Consider the following 19,061-nt stretch of genomic DNA (forward strand, 5'->3'; position numbering starts at 1 on the left):
GATCGGTTGGGCGCAAGGTCTGCGCGTGCAATTTGCCCGTCAGTCGCTGAGCGGGATCAGTCGAAATCCGCCGGTCGGGCGGTGGCGGAGCACGAGAACCTCGGCCCCCTGGGGGATCTCCTCGCCGGGCCTGAACGGTTCGGCGCGAAGGTAGTGGCTGTTGCCATAGCGGTCGGTGACGCGGACCTCGGCGGGGGTCCCGGTCCGGGCGGTGCCTTGCGTAACGGTGCCCCTGCGCCGCGCGAGGCTGCGGGCGGCGACGGACTGGGTTTCGGTCTTGGGAATGGCGCGGGCAAAGACCGCGCCGAAGCTGCGGGCGAACCAGATCGCGGCAAGAACCGCAGGCAGGCTCGCAAGGGCGGCGGGCAAGGGGGCCCAGAGGGCCGTGGCAGCATTCTGGATCACGATCCCCGACACGCCGAAGGCCAGCAGGACCGCGCCCAGCCAGATCAGGGCCGGGACACGGCCAAGGCCAAGCCAGGCGGCAACTCCCGTCGCCGACCCGGCGGCGGCGCCGGTATCGAGATCGGGGGCAAAATCCTCGGCACTCGGAAGCTCGAACTCGGCGGGGTCTATGTCGAGCGCGTCGAAATCCATGTCGAGATCGAGCTCGGGAACATTCGCCAGATCGGGCAAATCGATCTCGACCTCCGGCTCGCCGCCGCCTGCACCCAAAAGCGTCGCCCCCATGATCGCAAAGACAAGCTCCAGCGCCAAAAGGCCGAAAAGCAGGGCGAGAGACAGCGTGAAAGGCGCGTATGCGCCGGACAGAAGAGTGTCGAGCATCCGTTGGAACCGTTCATTGTGTGCCGTGGTATACTGAAAACATAGGAGGTCACGGGTTTGTTACAAGTCTGGCGATGGGCGTTCGGACTGCGATGCGACGAGATCACAAGGCAGACCGTGTGGCATGATCGTATCGAGATTATTACCTTGGCGCGTCACGGGCGGCGCCGCAACGGGGAAAGACCTGACGCCCCGGGCTCATGGTACGCGGGCGCCAAAACCCGGCGTCCCGCGATCTTCGGGGTGGCGCGCCAGATAGGCGTCCTTGATCTGTTCGGAGGTCTGGCGCGAGCCGTCATGGCTCCAGCCCGGCGGGGCCAGCGCATAAAGCAGCCGCTGGCGGAGCGTCAGACCGGGCTGCGTGATGTCCCGGAAGATCCCCACCCATTCATGAAAGGCGACGCGCAGCGGATTGAAGGTGCCGATATTGTGGACCAGCCCGTAATCCGGCTTTTCCTCCTTCAGTTCGGGCACGAAGGTGCCGAACATCTTGTCCCAGACGATGAAGACGCCCGCGTAATTGGCATCGAGATAGCGGGCATTGCGGCCGTGATGGACCCGGTGGTGGGAAGGTGTGTTCATCACCGCCTCGAACCAGCGGGGCATCTTGCCGACCGCCTCGGTATGGATCCAGAACTGATAGATCAGGTTCAGCCCGCCCACGAACAGCACCATTGCCGGGTGAAAGCCCAGAAGGATCAGCGGCGCACGGACCACCATCATGAAGGTGAAGGTTCCGGTCCATGTCTGGCGCAGCGCGGTGGTCAGGTTGTAATGCTGACTGGAATGGTGGTTCACATGGCTGGCCCAGACCCACCTTATCCGGTGGCCGAAACGGTGCACCCAGTAGTAGCGCAGATCGTCCAGCACGAAGCACAGGACCACGACCCAGACCGATGTGCCCAGATCGAGGGGCGTGATGGCCCAGAGCAGCATGAAAAAGCCCCAGGCAATGAAGCCCAGCAAGATGCTGGAGGCGACATTGCCGGCCCCCATGATCAGCGAGGTGATCGCGTCACGGGTTTCATAGCGCCCGCCGCGATGTCTGAGCGTGATCCAGAGCAATTCGGCCAGAATCGCGGCGATGAAGAGCGGCACCGCCCATTGGACCACGTCGGGATAGATAAGAAGGTCGGTCATCGGGTCCTGTCCAGTTTTTGCCGCCAGAGGGCGCGCGCATCGGGCGCCAGTGAAACGGTGAGGCCCGGTGCCCCGAAATCATGCAGGTCGATCCTGAGACCGCGCGCGGTTTCGGTGACGGTGGCGCCGGCCAGCCGGTGCGCGGTGCTGTCCGCGCCCATCACCCAGACGAGGCCGGGGCCATGGTCGGTTTCCACAAGAGCCGACAGGCCGTCGTCGCTGACATGAGTGGCCGATATGGTGTCGTCGGGAAAATGGCGGGCCCATTCGCGGCGGATCGTGGCGTCATCGGCGAAATGCAGACGCCGCGAACAGCCCAACAGATGCAGCAGGATCGCGATGGCGGCAATTCCGCCGATCACCAATGCAAGCAATAGCGGCAGCGGCATGGTCTGGTCGGCCCTTCCCTCCGGTTGCTCCTCCGCGGATCACTCTGCCATGTCGGACGCGTCTGTCAAAGGCACCGTGGCGTCACGATCGGCCTGCGGCAGGACAAGCGTCGCCTCCAGCCCGCCCTCGGGCCGGTTGCGCAGCGAGAGCGCGCCCTCGGTCTGTTCGGCAAATCCCACGACCATGGACAGCCCAAGGCCGGAGCCCTTGCCAAGGGGCTTGGTCGTGAAGAACGGGGCCTTGACCTCTTCCAGGCGCGCCTCGGGGATGCCGGGGCCGTTGTCGCGGACCGCGATCGCGCAGAACCGCCCCGACAGGCGCCTGCCGTCGGAGCGGTGCGGGGCCTGCGGGTACGGCAGTTTCCGGGGCCGCGCGGTGACCGAGATATGCCCGCCCTCCGGCATCGCGTCGCGCGCGTTGATGACCAGATTGAGCAGCGCCGTGGACAGCTGGTTCGGGTCGGCCCGGCAGGTCAGACCCGGCGGCCCGGCATCCATGATAAGCGTGATCGTCGCCGGCAGGATGCGCCGGTACATCGTGCCCATACCGTCGAGAAACTCAGCGATCTCGATGGGTTCGGGGCGAAGCGTGGCGCGGCCCGAAAAGCTCAGCAACTGCGCGGTCAGCGTGGCGGCGCGATTTGCGGCGACCTGCGCCTCGCGGACGACGCTGTCGCGCTCGCCCGGATGATCCAGTTCCTCGTAGAGATCCAGATTGCCCAGAATGACCGTCAGGATGTTGTTGAAATCATGGGCCACCCCACCGGTAAGCCGCCCCACGGCCTCCATCTTCTGGGCCTCGGCCCGGATCATCTCCGCCTTGTTGAGACGGCCGCGGATATGAAGGCTGCCCAGATAGGCGACGCCGAAATAGACCGACAGCCCCACAACCCCGGTCAGGATCAGCACGGCCTCGCCGGTGCTGGCGGCGTTGCGGACAAAAACCCAGGCAACCAGCGCTGCCCCGATGCCCATCAGGATGACATCCCAGACCGCCACATGGGTCAGACCCCGGTGGCGCACCAGATTGTGCACGCACATGCCCAGAAATCCGCAGAGGCCGGCGAAGGTCAGCCCAAGCTGATCGGTGATGATCAGATAATAGGGCATCACCGCAAAGGCCGATGAGGTGACGATATTCATCGCCATGATCATCATGTAGCCGGGCAGGCGAACCGGCGGGCGCCAGCGGCGCATGATCGACACATAGGAAGCGTCGATCACGATATAGCTCATCGCCCAGATCAGCGGCAGGGGCGCGGCCATCGCATACCATAGCGCCAGCGCGCCCACGGTGATGACCGACCACCTCACCACGATATCCAGCGAGGCGCGCGTATCCGCCTGGATCAGTTCCGATGCCTCGGGCCAGAAGTCCCGGCGCGGGGGCGGGGCGTCTTCGGTCCGGCCATCATGGGCAGGCTCAACTCTCATGTATCAACATCATACTCGATAGACTTCTTGCGTCACCGACGAAGTTGCCGCCAGAAACCCGAAAAACTGGTTAACGATAGTTGACCATGTATCGGAACGCCGCGCGCGTCCCGACAAGGCCCCGCCCGAACGGCATCAGCCGCGCAGAATGCTGCGCCCGGCATAGACCGCCGTATCGGCCAGTTGCTCCTCGATCCGGATCAGCTGGTTGTATTTCGCCAGCCGGTCCGACCGTGCGAGGCTGCCGGTCTTGATCTGTCCGCAATTGGTGGCAACCGCCAGATCGGCGATCGTCGCATCCTCGGTCTCGCCCGAGCGGTGCGACATGACGCAGGTCATCCGGTTGCGATGGGCCATGTCCACGGCGGCCAGCGTTTCGGTCAACGTGCCGATCTGGTTCACCTTGACCAGAAGAGAATTCGCCGCGCCGCGATCTATCCCCATCTGGAGCCGTGCCGGATTGGTCACGAACAGATCGTCGCCGACAAGCTGCACCTTGGCGCCAAGCGCATCGGTCAGCATCTTCCAGCCGTCCCAGTCGTCTTCGGCGCAGCCGTCTTCGATCGACAGGATCGGGTAATCGGCGCAAAGCGCCTCCAGATAGGCCACATTCTCTTCGGCGCTCAGGGATTCTCCTTCACCGGCAAAGACATATTTTCCGTCCTTGAAGTATTCCGTTGCGGCGCAATCCAGCGCCAGCATCACCTGTTCGCCCGGCGTGTAGGAGGCTTTCTCGATGGATTTCAGGATGAAATCCAGCGCATCGCGGGTGGAGGAGAGATCCGGCGCAAAGCCGCCCTCGTCGCCGATCCCGGTGGACAGGCCCGCGGCCGACAGCTCTTTTTTCAGCGTGTGGAAGATCTCCGAGCCCATGCGGACCGCGTCCTGCATCGTATGGGCCGCGACGGGCATGATCATGAATTCCTGAATATCGATCGGGTTGTCCGCATGCTCGCCGCCATTGATGATGTTCATCATCGGCACCGGCAGCACATGGGCCCGGGTGCCGCCGACATAGCGATAAAGCGGCTGCGTCGTGAACTCCGCCGCCGCCTTGGCCACGGCCAGCGACACGCCCAGAATGGCGTTTGCGCCCAGACGGCCCTTGTTCTCGGTTCCGTCCATCTCGATCATCGTGGCGTCGATTGCCGCCTGTTCCGTGGCATCGAAGCCCACCAGCCCCTCGGCCAGTTCGCCATTCACTGCGGCCACCGCCTCGCGGACGCCCTTGCCAAGATAGCGCGCCGGGTCGCCATCGCGCTTTTCAACGGCCTCGTGCACCCCTGTCGACGCCCCCGAGGGCACGGCGGCCCGGCCCATCGTGCCATCTTCCAGCAAGACATCGACCTCGACGGTCGGATTGCCGCGGCTGTCGAGGATTTCGCGGGCGTGGATATCGATAATGGTGCTCATGGGGTCCCTCATGTTCAGGTGTCGCGCGGTCTATAACAGGGCCGGGGCCGGGATCGAAGGCATATGTTGGCGGTCGCGGCGCGCGCCCGCCCGGGTCATGGTCGCCGCAGCCGCGCCTCGCGGGCGAATGTGTACAGCCCGGTTGCGATGACGATCGCGGCGCCGATCAGCGTCCAGAGATCCGGGCGTTCGTCGAAGATCACCAGCGCGATGATCAACGCAAAGACCAGCCGTGTATAGCGGAACGGCGTGACCGCGCTGATTTCGCCGACGCGCATCGCCTTTGTGATCGAGAAATAGGCAACCAGCCCCATCGCCAGCGCGCCCGCCATCGCGCCCCAGATCAGCGGCTCGGGCCAGACCGCTCCGCCGCCGGTCAGCGCCAGAACGGCCAGCCCGCCGGGCACGATCGCGGCCATGCTGTAGGCCGATAGCTGCGCCGCCGAGATCGAGTGCGGCACGGGCCGGGTGGCCAGATCGCGGGCGGACATGAAGATCACGCCGAAGACCGCGAACCAGACATTGGCATCGAACCCCTCGACGCCCGGGCGGATGATGATCAGCACGCCTGCCAGACCCACGATGATCGCGGTCCAGCGCCGCCAGCCCACGGGCTCCGCCAGAAACAGCGCGGCACCAAGTGTGACCAGCAGCGGGTTGGCCTGCAAAATGGCCGAAAAGGTGGAAAACGGCACCAGCGCGATGGCCGAAACGATGCAGATCGTGCCGCCCATTTCGGAGATGTTGCGGATCATCACGGGACGCATCCACAAGACCGGTGAGAGCAGAATCGCCCCTTCGCGTTTGGCCACCGCCCCAAAAACCAGCGCCCCGCCAAGCCCGAACATCGCAAGGATCTGGCCCACGGGCAGGGTTTCGGACGCGAATTTGATGAACATGTCGGCCAGCGCAAAGCCGAGCATCGCCAGCGTCATCCACGCCATGCCGCGAATATTGTCCATGGATCGGCCCTTCCGGAGGTCTCAGGTCTTGGCCATAGGCTCAAGCGCCGGAAAGGGAAAGCCCGGCGCGCCTGTTTCGCAGCCTCCTTGGGGGATAGACGCGCGTGTCGCGCCCACCGCGACGACCCTGGCAACAAGACGGTGCCGCAAGCCGGCCCGCTCGGCCCGGTCAGCGTTTCCTGATCGGGACGCCGTAAAGCTCCAGCTTGTGCCCCTTCAGGCGATATCCCAGCTTTTCGGCGATCTTTTCCTGCAAAGCCTCGATCTCGGGGTCGACAAACTCGATCACCTCGCCGGAATTCATGTCGATCAGGTGGTCGTGATGGTCGCGCTCGGCATCCTCGTAGCGCGCGCGCCCGTCGCCGAATTCCAGCCGCTCGATGATCCCGGACTCCTCGAACAGCTTCACCGTCCGGTAGACCGTGGCGATGGAAATCCGCGGGTCGCGGCCCGAAGCGCGGGCGTAAAGCTCCTCCACATCGGGATGATCGGCGGAGCTTTCCAGCACCTGCGCGATGACCCGGCGCTGGTCGGTCATGCGCAGGCCCTTTGCCTCGCAGCGATCCTCTATGGTGTCGGTCATGGCCCGGTCCCCGGCGTATCGTGTTGGGCCATTCTTCTAGGGCAAAGCGGCGGTTTGGAAAACCCCGCCATCGGCCTTTGGCGCATGATTTTCAGCTGGCCGGTAGGCGGTCCCGTGGTGGGGGTTCAGGGAGCGTCGGTCAGCCGCCGGGCGAGGGTGCCGACGGTCAGGCCCTGCACGATGATCGAGAACACCACCACCAGATAGGTGGCGCCCAGAATGACCGGCTTCCACTCCCCTTCGGGCAGGGACAGGGCCAGCGCGACGGAGATGCCGCCCTTCAGCCCGCCCCATGTCATGATCGGGATCACGCCATCGGAAAACTCGCGGAACGGGCGCAGCATCAGGATCGGCACCGAAACCGCCACCAGCCGGGCCAGAAGCGCAAGGGCGATCGCCGCCGCCCCGGTCAGAAGCACATCGCCGGTAAAGGCCACGGCGAAGACTTCCACCCCGATCAGCAGAAACAGCACCGCGTTCAGGATCTCGTCGATCAGCTTCCAGAACGCATCCACATAGGAACGGGTCTGCTCGGACATGCCGCCCTTGGGCCCGGTATGGCCGATCAGCAGCCCCGCCACCACCGCCATGATCGGGGCCGAGACATGCAGCGCGATGGCCAGTTCATAGCCGCCGAAGGCCAGGCCAAGCGTCAGCAGCACCTCAAGCGACGGGTCGTCGATCCGCCGCATCACCCGAAAGGTCAGAAAGCCCAGGACAGCGCCCAGCAACGCACCGCCAAAGGCCTCCTGCACGAACAGGATCGCGGCGTCGCCCAACCCGCCTTCGCCATGGGACTGGTCGCCGGTGAAGGCCAGCCCGATCAGGATCAGGAACACCACATAGGCGACCCCGTCATTGAAAAGGCTTTCCCCCGCGATCTTGGTTTCCAGAGATTTCCGCAGATTGGCGGCCCGCAGCACGCCCAGAACGGCTACCGGATCCGTGGGTGTCACGATGGCGCCGAAGACCAGCGCAATCAGCAACGGCATGCCGGTTATCCAGGAAAACCCGACACCGATGATCGCCGTCGACAGACCCACGCCAATCGTCGCCATCAGGGCCACGACCCGCCATTCGGCGCGGAGATCCTCGATCTTCACATGCAGCGCGCCCGCAAAGAGCAGCAGGCCCAACATCCCGTCCAGCAGCGCTTCGGAGAAATCGATGCTGCTGACCAGCCCGCGGGCCTGATCGGCGATACCAAGCGCGGGGAAGGCCGCATCGACCGCAAGTGCGACGAGCGAGGCCGCCAGCGCCACGATCAGAATGCCGATGGCCGATGGCAGGCGCAGGAACAGATAGTTCACGGCCCCGAACGCGCCCGCCAGCACGATGAGAAGAGAGGTGATCTGCAAAAGCGACATCTGGATGGTCCTATCGCGAAGTTTGGCCTCTCCTATCACGGGGCCGTGCGGTTGACACCGGGCGATTGCGCGCCTCTGGTCGGATTTCAGGAGAAGGGCAGGGCCGCCATGCAGCGCAAAGACACCATGGATGCGTTCGGCGTGATCTCGCTGACCGGTTTCGCGCTGCTACTGGCGATCAATCAGGTCACGATCAAGGTCACCAACGAGGGCATCCAGCCGATCTTTCTGGCCGGACTGCGCTCGCTTGGCGGGGCGGTCTGCATTCTTGCCTGGATGCGGTTCCGGGGGCTTTCCACGCAGGTGGCGCCGGGCACCGCGCGGGCAGGGCTGCTGATCGGGCTGCTTTTCACCTTCGAGTTCGTCTTCCTGTTTCTGGCGCTCGATCTGACGACCGTCACCCGCAGTTCGGTGATCTTCTACACCATGCCCGTCTGGCTGACGCTTGGCGCGCATCTGCTCCTGCCGGGGGAGCGGATGAGCGCATCCAAGGCCGTAGGCCTTGCCATGGCCGTCGCCGGCATGGCCTGGGCGATCCTCAACCGGGGCGGCCCCGAGGGGGAGGCGTCGCTTCTTGGCGATCTCTTCGCGCTCGCGGCCTCCATCTGTTGGGCGGCGATTGCGCTGTGCGCCCGGGCCAGCGCGCTGAAGGCGGTCCGCCCGGAGATGCAGCTTTTGTGGCAACTGGTTATCTCCACCCCGATCCTGCTGCTGGCCGCGCCACTCTTCGGGCCGCTCCTGCGGGAGCCGTCGCTCATTCACTGGGCTGGGCTGGGGTTTCAGATCGTGGCGGTGGTCAGCGCGGGCTTTCTGTTCTGGCTCTGGCTGCTCAGCCTCTATCCCGCGGCCTCAGTCGCCTCGTTCAGCTTTCTGTCGCCGATTTTCGGCGTGTTGCTCGGCTGGGCACTGCTGGGCGAACATGTGGGTCCCGAGATACTGGTGGCGCTCGGACTGGTCTGTGCGGGTCTGGTGCTGATCAATCGACCCGTGAGAGATCCGCCCATACCGGCAAATGATCCGAGGCCCGGCCCGCCGCGCCCGCCCGCATGACCCCGGCCCGTTCCAGCCGCAGGTCCGGGCCCGTCGCGACCCGGTCAAGCGCGGCCACAGGCCGGAAGGCGGGAAAACTGCGGCCGGGCCGGTGCACCGTGAAATAGGGGTCGAGCGGGGCAAACCCCGCGGCGGGCGCCCATTCGTTCAGATCGCCAAGCAACACCGTCGGGCGCGCGGGCAGGCCCGCAAGCTCGGCCATGATCAGCGTCATCTGCCGCTGCCGGTCGCGCCGCCGCAGACCCAGATGGGTGGCCACCACCCGAAGCGGCCCGAAGGGTCCGGCCAGATCCGCGATGACCGCGCCGCGCGGCTCCAGACCGGGCAGGCTCAGCCGGTGGATATGCGTGCTGTTCCAGCCATCGGCCAGCAACAGCGCATTGCCGTGCCAGCCCAGAGAGACCGCGTTGAGCGCCACCGGCGCGCGCTGCAATCCCGCCTCCGCCCGGGTCAGATCGGCGGACAGGGCCGCCCGGCGCGGCGGAAGCCGCCGGTCGGCTTCCTGCAGGGCCACCACATCCGCCGACAGCGCGGCCAGCACGCGGGCCACGCGATGCGGGTCGCGCCGCTGATCCAGACCCACGGATTTGCGGATGTTGTAGCTGGCGACGCGCAGATGATCGTCGGTTTTGCGGGGCAGGGCGGTCATGATCGGCAAGGTGCCAGTGTCTCCGGCTCTGGGAAAGTGCGGTTATGGTGCCTAGATACCAAACATGAGCATCCTGCGCGGGCAAACACCGGTCACCTATCTGATCTGGGGCATTCTGGCCGTGGCCTGTCTGGCGTCCCTTGCCATGGGCCGCTGGGCCGTCGCCTTCGTGTCGGTCGCCACATGGGCTGTCTCCATCCTGCCGCTGATCCTGGCGCCACGCTTCGGCCTGCAATTGCCGCGCCAGTTCATCGCGCTGATCGTGGTCTTTGTCTTTTCCACCCTGTTTCTGGGCGAGGTCTTCGATTTCTATGAACGCTACTGGTGGTGGGACATCGCCCTGCACGGGCTTTCGGCGGTCGGGTTCGGGCTTCTGGGCTTTCTGCTGATCTTCATCCTCTTCGAAGGCGACCGCTATGCCGCCCCGGCCTGGGCGCTCGGCACGATCGCCTTCTGCGTCGGCGTCACCATCGGCGTGGTCTGGGAGATCTTCGAGTTCGGGATGGACCAGATCTTCGGGCTGAACATGCAGAAATCCGGGTTGATGGACACGATGGGCGACCTGATCGTGGACTGCATCGGCGCGGCCCTGGGCGGTTTTGCCGGGTTTCTCTACCTCAAGGGCCGCAGTCTGGGCGGCAGCGGTGCGCTGATTGACGAGTTCATCGGCCTGAACCGGCGCCTCTTCGGCCGGTCCCGCAACCGCTAGGTGCCGCAGAAGGTGCGCGTCACCTCCTCCCCGACGGCGGGCGCGGCCTGATAGGCCCGGTGTTCGGGCTGATCCTCGAACGGGGTCCGCAAGATCTCGTGCAGGGTGAAGAAAGGCGCGTAATCCCCTGAAACGGCGGCCTGTATCATGTCTTCCACGCGATGATTGCGGGGGATATAGGCCGGATTGACGGCCTGCATCGCCGCGGGCCTTTGGCCCGGGTCGCGCCGCTCGCGGGTCAACCGCTCCCGCCAGCGGACCAGCCAGGCCTCGAAGGGGCCCGGATCGTCGAATTCCTGCGCGGCCAGGCCCGGATCCTCGCTGGACAGAGCGCGGAACGTGCGGGTGAAATCGGCCTTGCCGTCTTCCATCGCGGTCAGAAGGTCGAAGGCGAGCGCCGCATCGTCGGCCTCGATCTCCGCCAGCCCCAGCTTGGCATTCAGGACCTCGTGCCAAGCGCCGTTGAAGAGATCGGGGAAGCGGTTGATCTCTTCGGTGAAGACCTCGATCGCGGCCTCCCTGTTGTCCATCAGCGGCAGTAGGGCCGTGGCCAGTTGCGCAAGGTTCCACACCGCGACATTCGGCTGATTGGCAAAGGCATAGCGCCCGAACTGATCGATCGAACTGAACACCTTGTCCGAATGATAGGCATCCATGAAGGCGCAGGGGCCGTAATCGATGGTCTCGCCCGCGATCGACATGTTGTCTGTGTTCATCACCCCGTGGATGAACCCCACGCCCATCCATTTCGCGATCAGATCGGACTGCGCCGCTACGACGGCCTTCAGCAGGCCAAGCGGGCCGTCTGCACCGGGATAGTGGCGCGCGATGGCATGGGCCGCCAGCGCCTGCAACGCGTCCACATCCTGCCGCGCGGCAAAATACTGAAACGTCCCCACCCGGATATGGCTGGCCGCAACACGGGTGACGACAGCGCCGGGCAGTGCGGCCTCCCGCAGGACGGTCTCTCCGGTGGTGACGGCGGCCAGCGCGCGGGTGGTGGGGATACCAAGGGCGTGCATCGCCTCGGACACGATGTATTCCCGCAGGACCGGGCCCAGCCACGCCCGCCCGTCGCCCATGCGCGAATAGGGCGTGGGGCCCGATCCCTTGAGCTGAATGTCCCGGCGGTTGCCTCTCGTGTCGACCACTTCGCCCAGCAAGATCGCCCGGCCATCGCCAAGCTGCGGCGACCAGCCGCCAAACTGGTGCCCGGCATAGACCTGCGCCAGCGGCGCCGCCCCGTCGGGCAGGGCGTTGCCGGCGAAAATCGCCGCGATCTCCTCGTCCGCGTCGGGCAGGGTGATGCCCAGCTCGGCGGCCAGCGGGCGGTTCACGGTAATCAGCGCAGGTTGCGCCACCGGCGTGGGCGGCTGCGCGGTGAAGAACCGGCCCGGAAGACGGGCATAGGAATTGTCGAAAGGGATCTGGATGGTCATGACGCGCTCCTTACACCAAAGCTAGGAGGTACGCACGGGATTACCAGATCACAGACGGGCGATCCGGTCCGTCAGCAGGTCGAAAAATCCGGCCGCATCCACGCGGCCCATGAAGGTGGCATTGGGCGCCCTGTCGGTCACGCCCCACCAGTCGGCAACGGTCATGCCGAGCGTCAGTTCCGAGCCGGTCTCGATCTCCACATTGACAAAGCGCCCCGCAAACAGCTCGGGCCGGATCAGATAGGCGATCACGCATGGGTCATGGAGCGGCGCGCCTTCGGAGCCGTATTTCTCTTTGTCGAAACGCTCGAAAAAATCGGTCCATTCCGCCACCATCTTTCCGACATGGGTGCCCATGGCGCGGAACGCCTCCACCCGGTCGGCGGTGGTCAGCGCCTTGTGGGTCAGATCAAGCGGCATCACCGTGATATCCGCGCCCGATTTGAACACGATATCAGCGGCCTGGGGGTCGACATAGATGTTGAATTCGGCCGCCGGCGTGATGTTGCCCACCTCGAAATAGGCCCCGCCCATCAGCACGATCTGCTGCACCCGGTCGACGATATCGGGCGCGCGCCGAAAGGCCGTGGCGATATTGGTCAGCGGGCCAAGCGGGCAGAGCGTGACCGTGCCCGGGGGATGGCTGCGCAACGTCTCGATGATGAAATCGACGCCATGGCGGTCCTGCAGAGGCATCGTCGGGTCGGGCAGTTGCGGGCCGTCAAGGCCGGTCTTGCCATGCACATGCTCTGCCGTCACCAGCTTGCGCTGAAGCGGGGCGTCGCAGCCTGCGAAGACGGGGATATCGGTGCGCCCCGCCAGTTCGCAGACGATCCGGGCGTTGCGTTGGGTCAGCGGCAGCGGCACGTTGCCGGCCACCGCGGTGATGCCCAGCACCTCCACCTCCTCAGGGCTGGCCAACGCCAGCAGGATCGCGACGGCATCGTCCTGGCCCGGATCCGTGTCGATGATGATTTTGCGGGTCATTTCGGGGGCGCTCCTGCGGCTGGCTCAAGCGCCAAACTCGCGCGGTCCCGGAAAAGATTCAATGCTTTCCGTGGCGCTCCTCACAACCGGATGACAGGGCCGCCTGCGTCCGCTGCACACGAAAAGGCCGCCCCTTTTTCAAAGGGCGGCCGTTCGTGTCGGTTGCGTGGGCGATCAGCGGTTTTCGATATCCACGTAATCGCGGTAGGTCTCGCCGGTATACAACTGGCGCGGACGGCCGATCTTGCCCGACGGATCGGCGATCATTTCCTTCCACTGGGCGATCCAGCCAACCGTGCGGCTAAGCGCGAAGATCGGGGTGAACATCGAGGTCGGGAAGCCCATCGCGTCCAGAATGATCCCGGAGTAGAAATCCACGTTCGGATAGAGCTTCTTGTCGTGGAAATAGGAATCCTCGATCGCGATTTTCTCAAGCTCCTTGGCGACTTGCAGGGTGGGGTTGTTCTCCACGCCAAGCAGGTCCAGCACCTCGTCGGCGCTTTGCTTCATCACCTTGGCGCGCGGGTCGAAATTCTTGTAGACCCGGTGGCCGAACCCCATCAGGCGGAACGGATCGTCACGGTCCTTCGCACGGGCGATGTATTCGGGAATGCGGTCCACAGTGCCGATCTCGCGCAGCATTTCCAGGCAGGCCTGGTTCGCGCCGCCATGGGCCGGGCCCCAGAGACAGGCGATGCCGGCGGCGATACAGGCAAACGGGTTGGCACCCGAGGATCCCGCAAGGCGAACCGTCGATGTGGAGGCGTTCTGTTCGTGATCCGCATGCAGGGTGAAGATCCGGTCCATCGCGCGGCTCAGGATCGGGTCGGGCTGGTACTCCTCCGCCGGAACGGCGAAACACATACGCAGGAAGTTGGTGGCGTAATCGCAATCGTTGCGCGGATACACGAAGGGCTGCCCGATCGTGTATTTATAGGCCATCGCCGCAATCGTCGGCATCTTTGCGATCAGCCGGATCGAGGCGACCTCGCGCTGCCACGGATCGGAGATGTCGGTCGAATCGTGGTAAAAGGCCGACATCGCGCCCACCACACCGGTCATGACCGCCATCGGATGCGCGTCGCGCCGGAAACCGCGGAAGAAATTGGCCATCTGCTCGTGGATCATCGTGTGGTTCGTCACACGGCTTTCGAAATCCTCAAGCTCCGCTGCGGTGGGCAGTTCGCCGTAGAGCAGCAGGTAGCAGACCTCCAGGTAATGGGATTTCCCGGCAAGCTGGTCGATCGGATATCCCCGATGCAGCAATTCGCCCTTGTCGCCATCGATATAGGTGATCTTGCTTTCGCAGGCCGAGGTGGACGTGAAACCCGGGTCATGCGTGAATACGTTGCCTTGCGCGTAAAGCTTGGTGATGTCAATCACATCCGGCCCCGCGGTAGGCGAATGTATGGGCAACTCCAGTGTCTTGCCGTCAAAGCTCAGCGTCGCGAATCTGCCATCAGCCATGTCAGTCCCTCTTCGATTGGCCACATCTGACAAGGTGTCAGACGGGTCGTTTTCAGGGCCTTGTTCCGGCCCGCATTTCTGAGCCGGGGCCCGAGCACCGTCAGCGGGCGGGGGCGGCGGCCTCCGTCAAGCGGGCGATGGTTTCATCGCGGCCAATGACGAGCATCATATCGTAGACACTGGGCGTCGCAGTCCGACCGGCAAGAGCTGCGCGAAGAGGTTGCGCAAGCTGACCGAATTTGAGCCCGTGAGCTTCGGCCGCCGATGTCAGGGTCGCCTCAAGCGTGTCACGGGACCAGCTACCATTCTGCAACTGCGTAGTCAATTCCGACAGTATACCACGGGATACATCGGTCAGCGCCGCCTGGCTCTTCCCGTCCCGCTCGATCGGTCGACCCGTCATGATAAACTGGGCTTTTTCAAGCAGATCGGGCAAGGTTCTGGCCCGATCCTTGAGGCAATACATCGCAGCCAGAAGCCCGTCATGCTGCGCCTGCGAAAGCGGCGGCTGACCGGTCAGGGCGCGAAACCGCGCGATCTCCGCCAGCAGGTCGGCATCGTCCATCCGCGCGATATGCCAGGACGATACGCTGTCCAGTTTCTTGAAATCGAGGCGCGCGGGCGATTTGCCGATACCGTCGAGATCGAACCACGCGCGGGCCTGCGCATCGTCGAACAATTCGTCATCGCCATGGGACCATCCGAGGCGGGCAAGATAGTTGCGCATCGCCGCAGCCGGGTAGCCCATCGCGGCATATTCCTCCACCCCCGTCGCGCCGTGGCGTTTCGACAGTTTCTTGCCGTCGGGCCCATGGATCAGCGGAATATGCGCCCAGACCGGCACCTCCCAGTCCATGGCCTGATAGACATGGATCTGCCGGGCGGCATTGTTCAGATGATCGTCGCCGCGGATCACATGGGTCACCCCCATGTCGTGATCGTCGACCACCACGGCCAGCATGTAGGTGGGCGTCCCGTCCGAGCGGAGCAGGATCATGTCGTCCAGCGTGGCGTTGCGGATCGTCACATCGCCCTGAACCCTGTCGGCGATCACCGTCTGGCCGTCGCGCGGGGCTTTCAGGCGGATCACATAGGGCGCATCGGGATGGCTGGCCTCGGCCGCATCGCGCCAGGGCGACAGGAACAGGGTCGAGCGGCCTTCGGCCTTGGCGGTTTCCCGGAACGCGGCTATCTCCTCCTGGGTGGAGAAACACTTGTAGGCCGTGCCGCTGGCCAGCATCGCGCGGGCCACCTCCGCATGGCGATCACGCCGCGCGAACTGGCTCACCGCCTCGCCGTCGTAATCCAGCCCCAGCCACGCGAACCCTCGCAGGATCGCCGCGGTCGCCTCGGGGGTGGAGCGGGCCCGGTCCGTATCCTCGATCCGCAACAGGAACCGCCCGCCATGCCTGCGGGCGAACAGCCAGTTGAACAGCGCCGTCCGCGCGGTTCCGATATGCATGTAGCCCGTGGGCGAGGGGGCGATGCGGGTCACCACGGGGCGCGCGGCACGGGGGTCGGTCATCTTCGTCCTTTCGGCGCGGGGCGTCGGACGGCACGCGCGTTAACGTCTTGGAAACCATGAGGCGGATAGGTGTGGCTGAGTGTTTAGGCAACCGCGCGCGGGGTGACAAGGGTGCGCCTCTGGCATCTGATCAACCGGCTTCAGCAGGGCCAGCGTGGGGCCCTGATGCCGTGGTCGCCGGTGTTCGCGGGTTTGGGCGTGGCCTGGTATTTCGGCCTCCGTGCGGAACCGGGCTGGCCGGTCTACGGCGCCGCCTTGGCCGTGGCGGCAGTGTCGCTTCATCTGGCATGGCGCTGGCGCGATCAGGCCGGGCCGATCTTCGCCGCGCTTTGTCTGGTCGCGCTTGGGCTGGGCCTTGCGGGGCTTCGCGCACATCTGGTCGCGGGGCCGGTTCTGGACTTCCGGTATTACGGCCCGATCGAGGGGCGGATCGTGGCCATCGACCGCTCCGCCTCGGACGCGCTGCGCCTGACGCTGGATCAGGTCGTGCTGGACCGGACCGATCCGGCGCGCGTGCCCAGACGGGTGCGGGTGTCACTGCATGGGGATCAGCGATGGCTGGTGCCCGAACCCGGCGCGCGGGTGATGATGACCGGGCATCTGAGCCCGCCCGAGGGCCCGGCGGAACCCGGCGGCTTCGACTTCCAGCGCCACGCCTGGTTCCTGCAGATCGGCGCGGTGGGGTACACGCGCAATCCCGCCCTGCTGCTGGAACCGCGGCAGGGGCAGGCGCGCCCGCTCACCCATTTGCGGCTGGATCTGTCGGCGACCATTCAGGCGCGGATCCTGGGCGATGCGGGCGCATTTGCGGCGGCGGTGCTGACGGGGGACCGTTCGGGCCTCTCCACCGGGCCGCTGGAGGATATGCGGCGGTCCAACATCGCCCATCTTCTGGCAATCTCGGGCTTGCATATGGGGCTTCTGACGGGGTTCATCTACGCCGCGCTGCGCTTCGGGCTGGCCCTGATCCCGGCGCTGGCGCTGGTCTACCCGATCCGCAAATGGGCCGCGCTGGCCGCGTTGTCGGCAGGGGCATTCTATCTGGCCCTGTCGGGCGGCAACGTGGCCACCGAACGGGCCTTCATTCAGGTGGCGGTGATGTTCGTCGCCGTCCTTCTCGACAGGCGCGCGATCACGCTCAGATCGGTGGCCATCGCGGCGCTGATCGTGCTGGCCCATCGCCCCGAAACGCTGATGGGCCCCGGGTTTCAGATGTCCTTCGCCGCCACCACCGCTCTGGTCGCCGTCTTCAACGCCCTCCGGGATCGGGCATGGCTGAGCGGTCTGCCGGTCTGGGCCAAGGGCGCTGCGGCGCTGGTCATCTCCTCGGCGGTGGCCGGGGCCGCGACGGCGCCCTTTTCGGCGGCCCATTTCAACCAGATCGCGGTTTACGGGCTGGTCGCCAATCTGCTGACCGTGCCGGTGATGGGCAGCATCGTGATCCCGGCGGCGGTCTTCGCGGCCGTTCTGTGGCCTCTCGGGCTGGAAGGGCTGGCCTTCTGGGTGATGGAGCAGGGGCTGGTCTGGATTCTGGCGGTGGCGCATCACGTGGCGGATCTGCCGGGGGCGACGCGCGCCGTGATGGCGCCGCCCCCGGGCGTTCTGGGGCTCATCACGCTCGGGATGCTGCTGGTCATCCTCTGGCGGGGGCGGGCGCGGATGCTGGGCCTTGCGCCTGTCGCGGTTGCGCTGGCGATCTGGTCCGCGGCGGATCGGCCCGATCTCCTGCTCTCCTCCTCCGGTCGGCTGGCCGGCGTGCTCGCGCCCGAGGGTCGCGCCTTGACGAAGCCGCGCGGAGACGGGTTCGTGGCCGGTATCTGGCTGGAAAACGATGGCGACCCCGCCGATCAGGAGGCCGCGGCGTCCCGCCCGGGCTGGCAGGTCGCGGGGACGGGCCACAGCCTTGCGCTGCCCGATGGGCAAAGCCTCTGGCATGGCGGTGGGCGGCGGGCCGCGCGCGAGGTTGCGGAGGCCTGCGCCCGCCATGACATCGTTCTGATGTCCGAACCGCTGGAGGATTTCTGGCCCGATCTCCTGCCGCTCGGGCGCGCCTCGGGCGATCTGCTCTCGGATGCGGACGGGCTGGTCTGGCAGGGCAGGCCCGGGGGCGCGGGCGGAGCCGTCGTGTCGCTGGCCCGCGCCGCTCCGGCGGAGTTCCCCTGCCTTCTGATTTCAGGCGAAACACTGCGCGAAACCGGGGCCATCGCGATGGAGGCAAGGGACAGGGGTCTGCGGATCACCAGCGCCCGCGCCCGTCAGGGCGCGCGCCTCTGGACGGGGGCGGGCCAATAGGCCTCGCCGCGCCCGTGGAGCGGGGGGATCGCCGGGTTCGCGCGGGTCAGTAGGTGCGGATCAGCCCCACCAGCTTGCCCTGCACCTTGACCTGATCGTCGCGCAGCATCCGCGTCTCGTAGGCCGGGTTCGCGGCTTCCAGTGCGATCATGTTGCCCTTCTGGCGGAACCGTTTCAGCGTCGCCTCCTGATCCTCCACTAGGGCCACAACGATATCGCCGTTATCGGCGGTACTGCCCTCTTCGATCACGACGATATCGCCGTCATTGATCCCGGCTTCGATCATCGAGTCGCCCTTGACCTCCAGCGCGTAATGATGCTTGCCGGTGCCGATCATCTGCTGGGGCACGGCCACATGGGCCGCGACCTGGCTGATCGCCTCGATCGGGGTGCCGGCGGCGATCCGGCCCATCACCGGCAGTTTCATCGCGCCATCCGTGGCAACCGGCATCGCGCCCGCGGGCAGGTTCTGCCGGTCCCCTTCGATCACGCGCGGGGTGAACCCGGTCTTCGCCTCAAGCGCGTCGGGCAGCTTCACGATCTCGATCGCGCGGGCCCGGTGGGCGAGCCGCCGGATGAACCCGCGTTCCTCCAGCGCCGTGATCAGCCGGTGAATGCCGGATTTCGAGCGCAGATCCAGCGCCTCCTTCATCTCGTCGAAAGAGGGGGGGACGCCATCGCGCTGCATCCGCTTGTGGATAAACTCCAGTAGGTCGAGCTGTTTCTTCGTCAGCATAAGAGATCTCTCCGCCTGTCCGATAGGGCCTCGTTCAGGGTATGTTCTACCCCTGTTCCCCCTCTGTGTCAACGAATCCGCGGGGCGTTATTATACTTGACGTACCCAACATGAATCCCCATATTAATTGGGA

Annotated in this window: 17 protein-coding genes; 3 read left to right on the top strand and 14 right to left on the bottom strand. The window is 65.5% G+C overall.

The features are described 5' to 3' along the window. Nucleotides 1–39: 39 nt before the first annotated feature. From ACQ651_RS03920 to ACQ651_RS03955, 8 genes are all read right to left on the bottom strand, one after another. Entirely contained in the window at nucleotides 40–786 is a 747-nt protein-coding gene (locus ACQ651_RS03920) for an OB-fold-containig protein (RefSeq protein WP_430448403.1), read from the bottom strand. Between the two features lie 198 nt (nucleotides 787–984). Next, nucleotides 985–1,926, bottom strand: coding sequence for a sterol desaturase family protein (locus ACQ651_RS03925; protein ID WP_430448405.1), 942 nt, complete (start codon nucleotides 1,924–1,926; stop codon nucleotides 985–987). Next, nucleotides 1,923–2,315, bottom strand: a complete 393-nt coding sequence (locus ACQ651_RS03930; protein ID WP_430448406.1) for a hypothetical protein — start codon at nucleotides 2,313–2,315, stop codon at nucleotides 1,923–1,925. The genes ACQ651_RS03925 and ACQ651_RS03930 overlap by 4 nt, the downstream gene beginning before the upstream one ends. Before the next feature lie 39 nt (nucleotides 2,316–2,354). Continuing rightward, nucleotides 2,355–3,749, bottom strand: coding sequence for an ATP-binding protein (locus ACQ651_RS03935; protein WP_430448408.1), 1,395 nt, complete (start codon nucleotides 3,747–3,749; stop codon nucleotides 2,355–2,357). Between the two features lie 135 nt (nucleotides 3,750–3,884). Next, a complete protein-coding gene (eno, locus tag ACQ651_RS03940; RefSeq protein ID WP_430448409.1) occupies nucleotides 3,885–5,162 on the bottom strand; it encodes a phosphopyruvate hydratase in 1,278 nt (425 codons plus the stop codon). Between the two features lie 95 nt (nucleotides 5,163–5,257). Further along, nucleotides 5,258–6,124: a DMT family transporter gene (locus tag ACQ651_RS03945; RefSeq protein WP_227285421.1), complete on the bottom strand. Its 867-nt coding sequence runs from the start codon at nucleotides 6,122–6,124 to the stop codon at nucleotides 5,258–5,260. Between the two features lie 169 nt (nucleotides 6,125–6,293). Next, nucleotides 6,294–6,707: a Fur family transcriptional regulator gene (locus ACQ651_RS03950; RefSeq protein WP_227285422.1), complete on the bottom strand. Its 414-nt coding sequence runs from the start codon at nucleotides 6,705–6,707 to the stop codon at nucleotides 6,294–6,296. Nucleotides 6,708–6,832: 125 nt separating this feature from the next. Further along, nucleotides 6,833–8,074: a cation:proton antiporter gene (locus tag ACQ651_RS03955; protein ID WP_227285423.1), complete on the bottom strand. Its 1,242-nt coding sequence runs from the start codon at nucleotides 8,072–8,074 to the stop codon at nucleotides 6,833–6,835. 108 nt (nucleotides 8,075–8,182) lie between these two features. Here ACQ651_RS03955 and ACQ651_RS03960 point away from each other — a divergent pair, with 108 nt between their 5' ends. Continuing rightward, nucleotides 8,183–9,124, top strand: a complete 942-nt coding sequence (locus ACQ651_RS03960) for a DMT family transporter (protein ID WP_430448411.1) — start codon at nucleotides 8,183–8,185, stop codon at nucleotides 9,122–9,124. Here ACQ651_RS03960 and ACQ651_RS03965 read toward each other — a convergent pair. Then, nucleotides 9,051–9,773, bottom strand: coding sequence for an endonuclease/exonuclease/phosphatase family protein (locus ACQ651_RS03965; RefSeq protein ID WP_227285572.1), 723 nt, complete (start codon nucleotides 9,771–9,773; stop codon nucleotides 9,051–9,053). The two genes, ACQ651_RS03960 and ACQ651_RS03965, sit on opposite strands and share 74 nt — an antisense overlap. A 64-nt stretch (nucleotides 9,774–9,837) precedes the next feature. On the opposite strand from ACQ651_RS03965, the gene ACQ651_RS03970 reads away from it, so the two are divergent. After that, nucleotides 9,838–10,482: a hypothetical protein gene (locus ACQ651_RS03970; protein WP_227285425.1), complete on the top strand. Its 645-nt coding sequence runs from the start codon at nucleotides 9,838–9,840 to the stop codon at nucleotides 10,480–10,482. On the opposite strand, the gene ACQ651_RS03975 is transcribed toward ACQ651_RS03970, so the two are convergent. The 4 genes from ACQ651_RS03975 to gltX form a co-directional block, all read right to left on the bottom strand. After that, nucleotides 10,479–11,921: a protein adenylyltransferase SelO gene (locus ACQ651_RS03975; RefSeq protein WP_430448413.1), complete on the bottom strand. Its 1,443-nt coding sequence runs from the start codon at nucleotides 11,919–11,921 to the stop codon at nucleotides 10,479–10,481. The two genes, ACQ651_RS03970 and ACQ651_RS03975, sit on opposite strands and share 4 nt — an antisense overlap. 48 nt (nucleotides 11,922–11,969) lie before the next feature. Continuing rightward, entirely contained in the window at nucleotides 11,970–12,908 is a 939-nt protein-coding gene (locus tag ACQ651_RS03980; protein ID WP_227285427.1) for a nucleoside hydrolase, read from the bottom strand. Nucleotides 12,909–13,082: 174 nt separating this feature from the next. After that, a complete protein-coding gene (gene gltA, locus ACQ651_RS03985; protein ID WP_430448414.1) occupies nucleotides 13,083–14,375 on the bottom strand; it encodes a citrate synthase in 1,293 nt (430 codons plus the stop codon). Nucleotides 14,376–14,475: 100 nt separating this feature from the next. Next, complete coding sequence (gene gltX / locus ACQ651_RS03990; protein WP_430448415.1) at nucleotides 14,476–15,900, bottom strand: glutamate--tRNA ligase; 1,425 nt, start codon at nucleotides 15,898–15,900, stop codon at nucleotides 14,476–14,478. A 111-nt stretch (nucleotides 15,901–16,011) separates the two neighbouring features. Between gltX and ACQ651_RS03995 the strand changes: the two genes are divergently transcribed. Continuing rightward, nucleotides 16,012–18,192 (top strand): ComEC/Rec2 family competence protein, encoded by a 2,181-nt coding sequence (locus ACQ651_RS03995; RefSeq protein WP_430448416.1) that lies wholly within the window; start codon nucleotides 16,012–16,014, stop codon nucleotides 18,190–18,192. 46 nt (nucleotides 18,193–18,238) lie between these two features. Here the strand turns inward: ACQ651_RS03995 and lexA are convergent, their stop codons facing one another. Next, nucleotides 18,239–18,928: a transcriptional repressor LexA gene (gene lexA / locus ACQ651_RS04000; RefSeq protein ID WP_430448418.1), complete on the bottom strand. Its 690-nt coding sequence runs from the start codon at nucleotides 18,926–18,928 to the stop codon at nucleotides 18,239–18,241. Nucleotides 18,929–19,061: the final 133 nt, after the last annotated feature.

The sequence above is a fragment of the Rhodophyticola sp. genome (assembly GCF_965284195.1).
Lineage (GTDB): Bacteria > Pseudomonadota > Alphaproteobacteria > Rhodobacterales > Rhodobacteraceae > Rhodophyticola.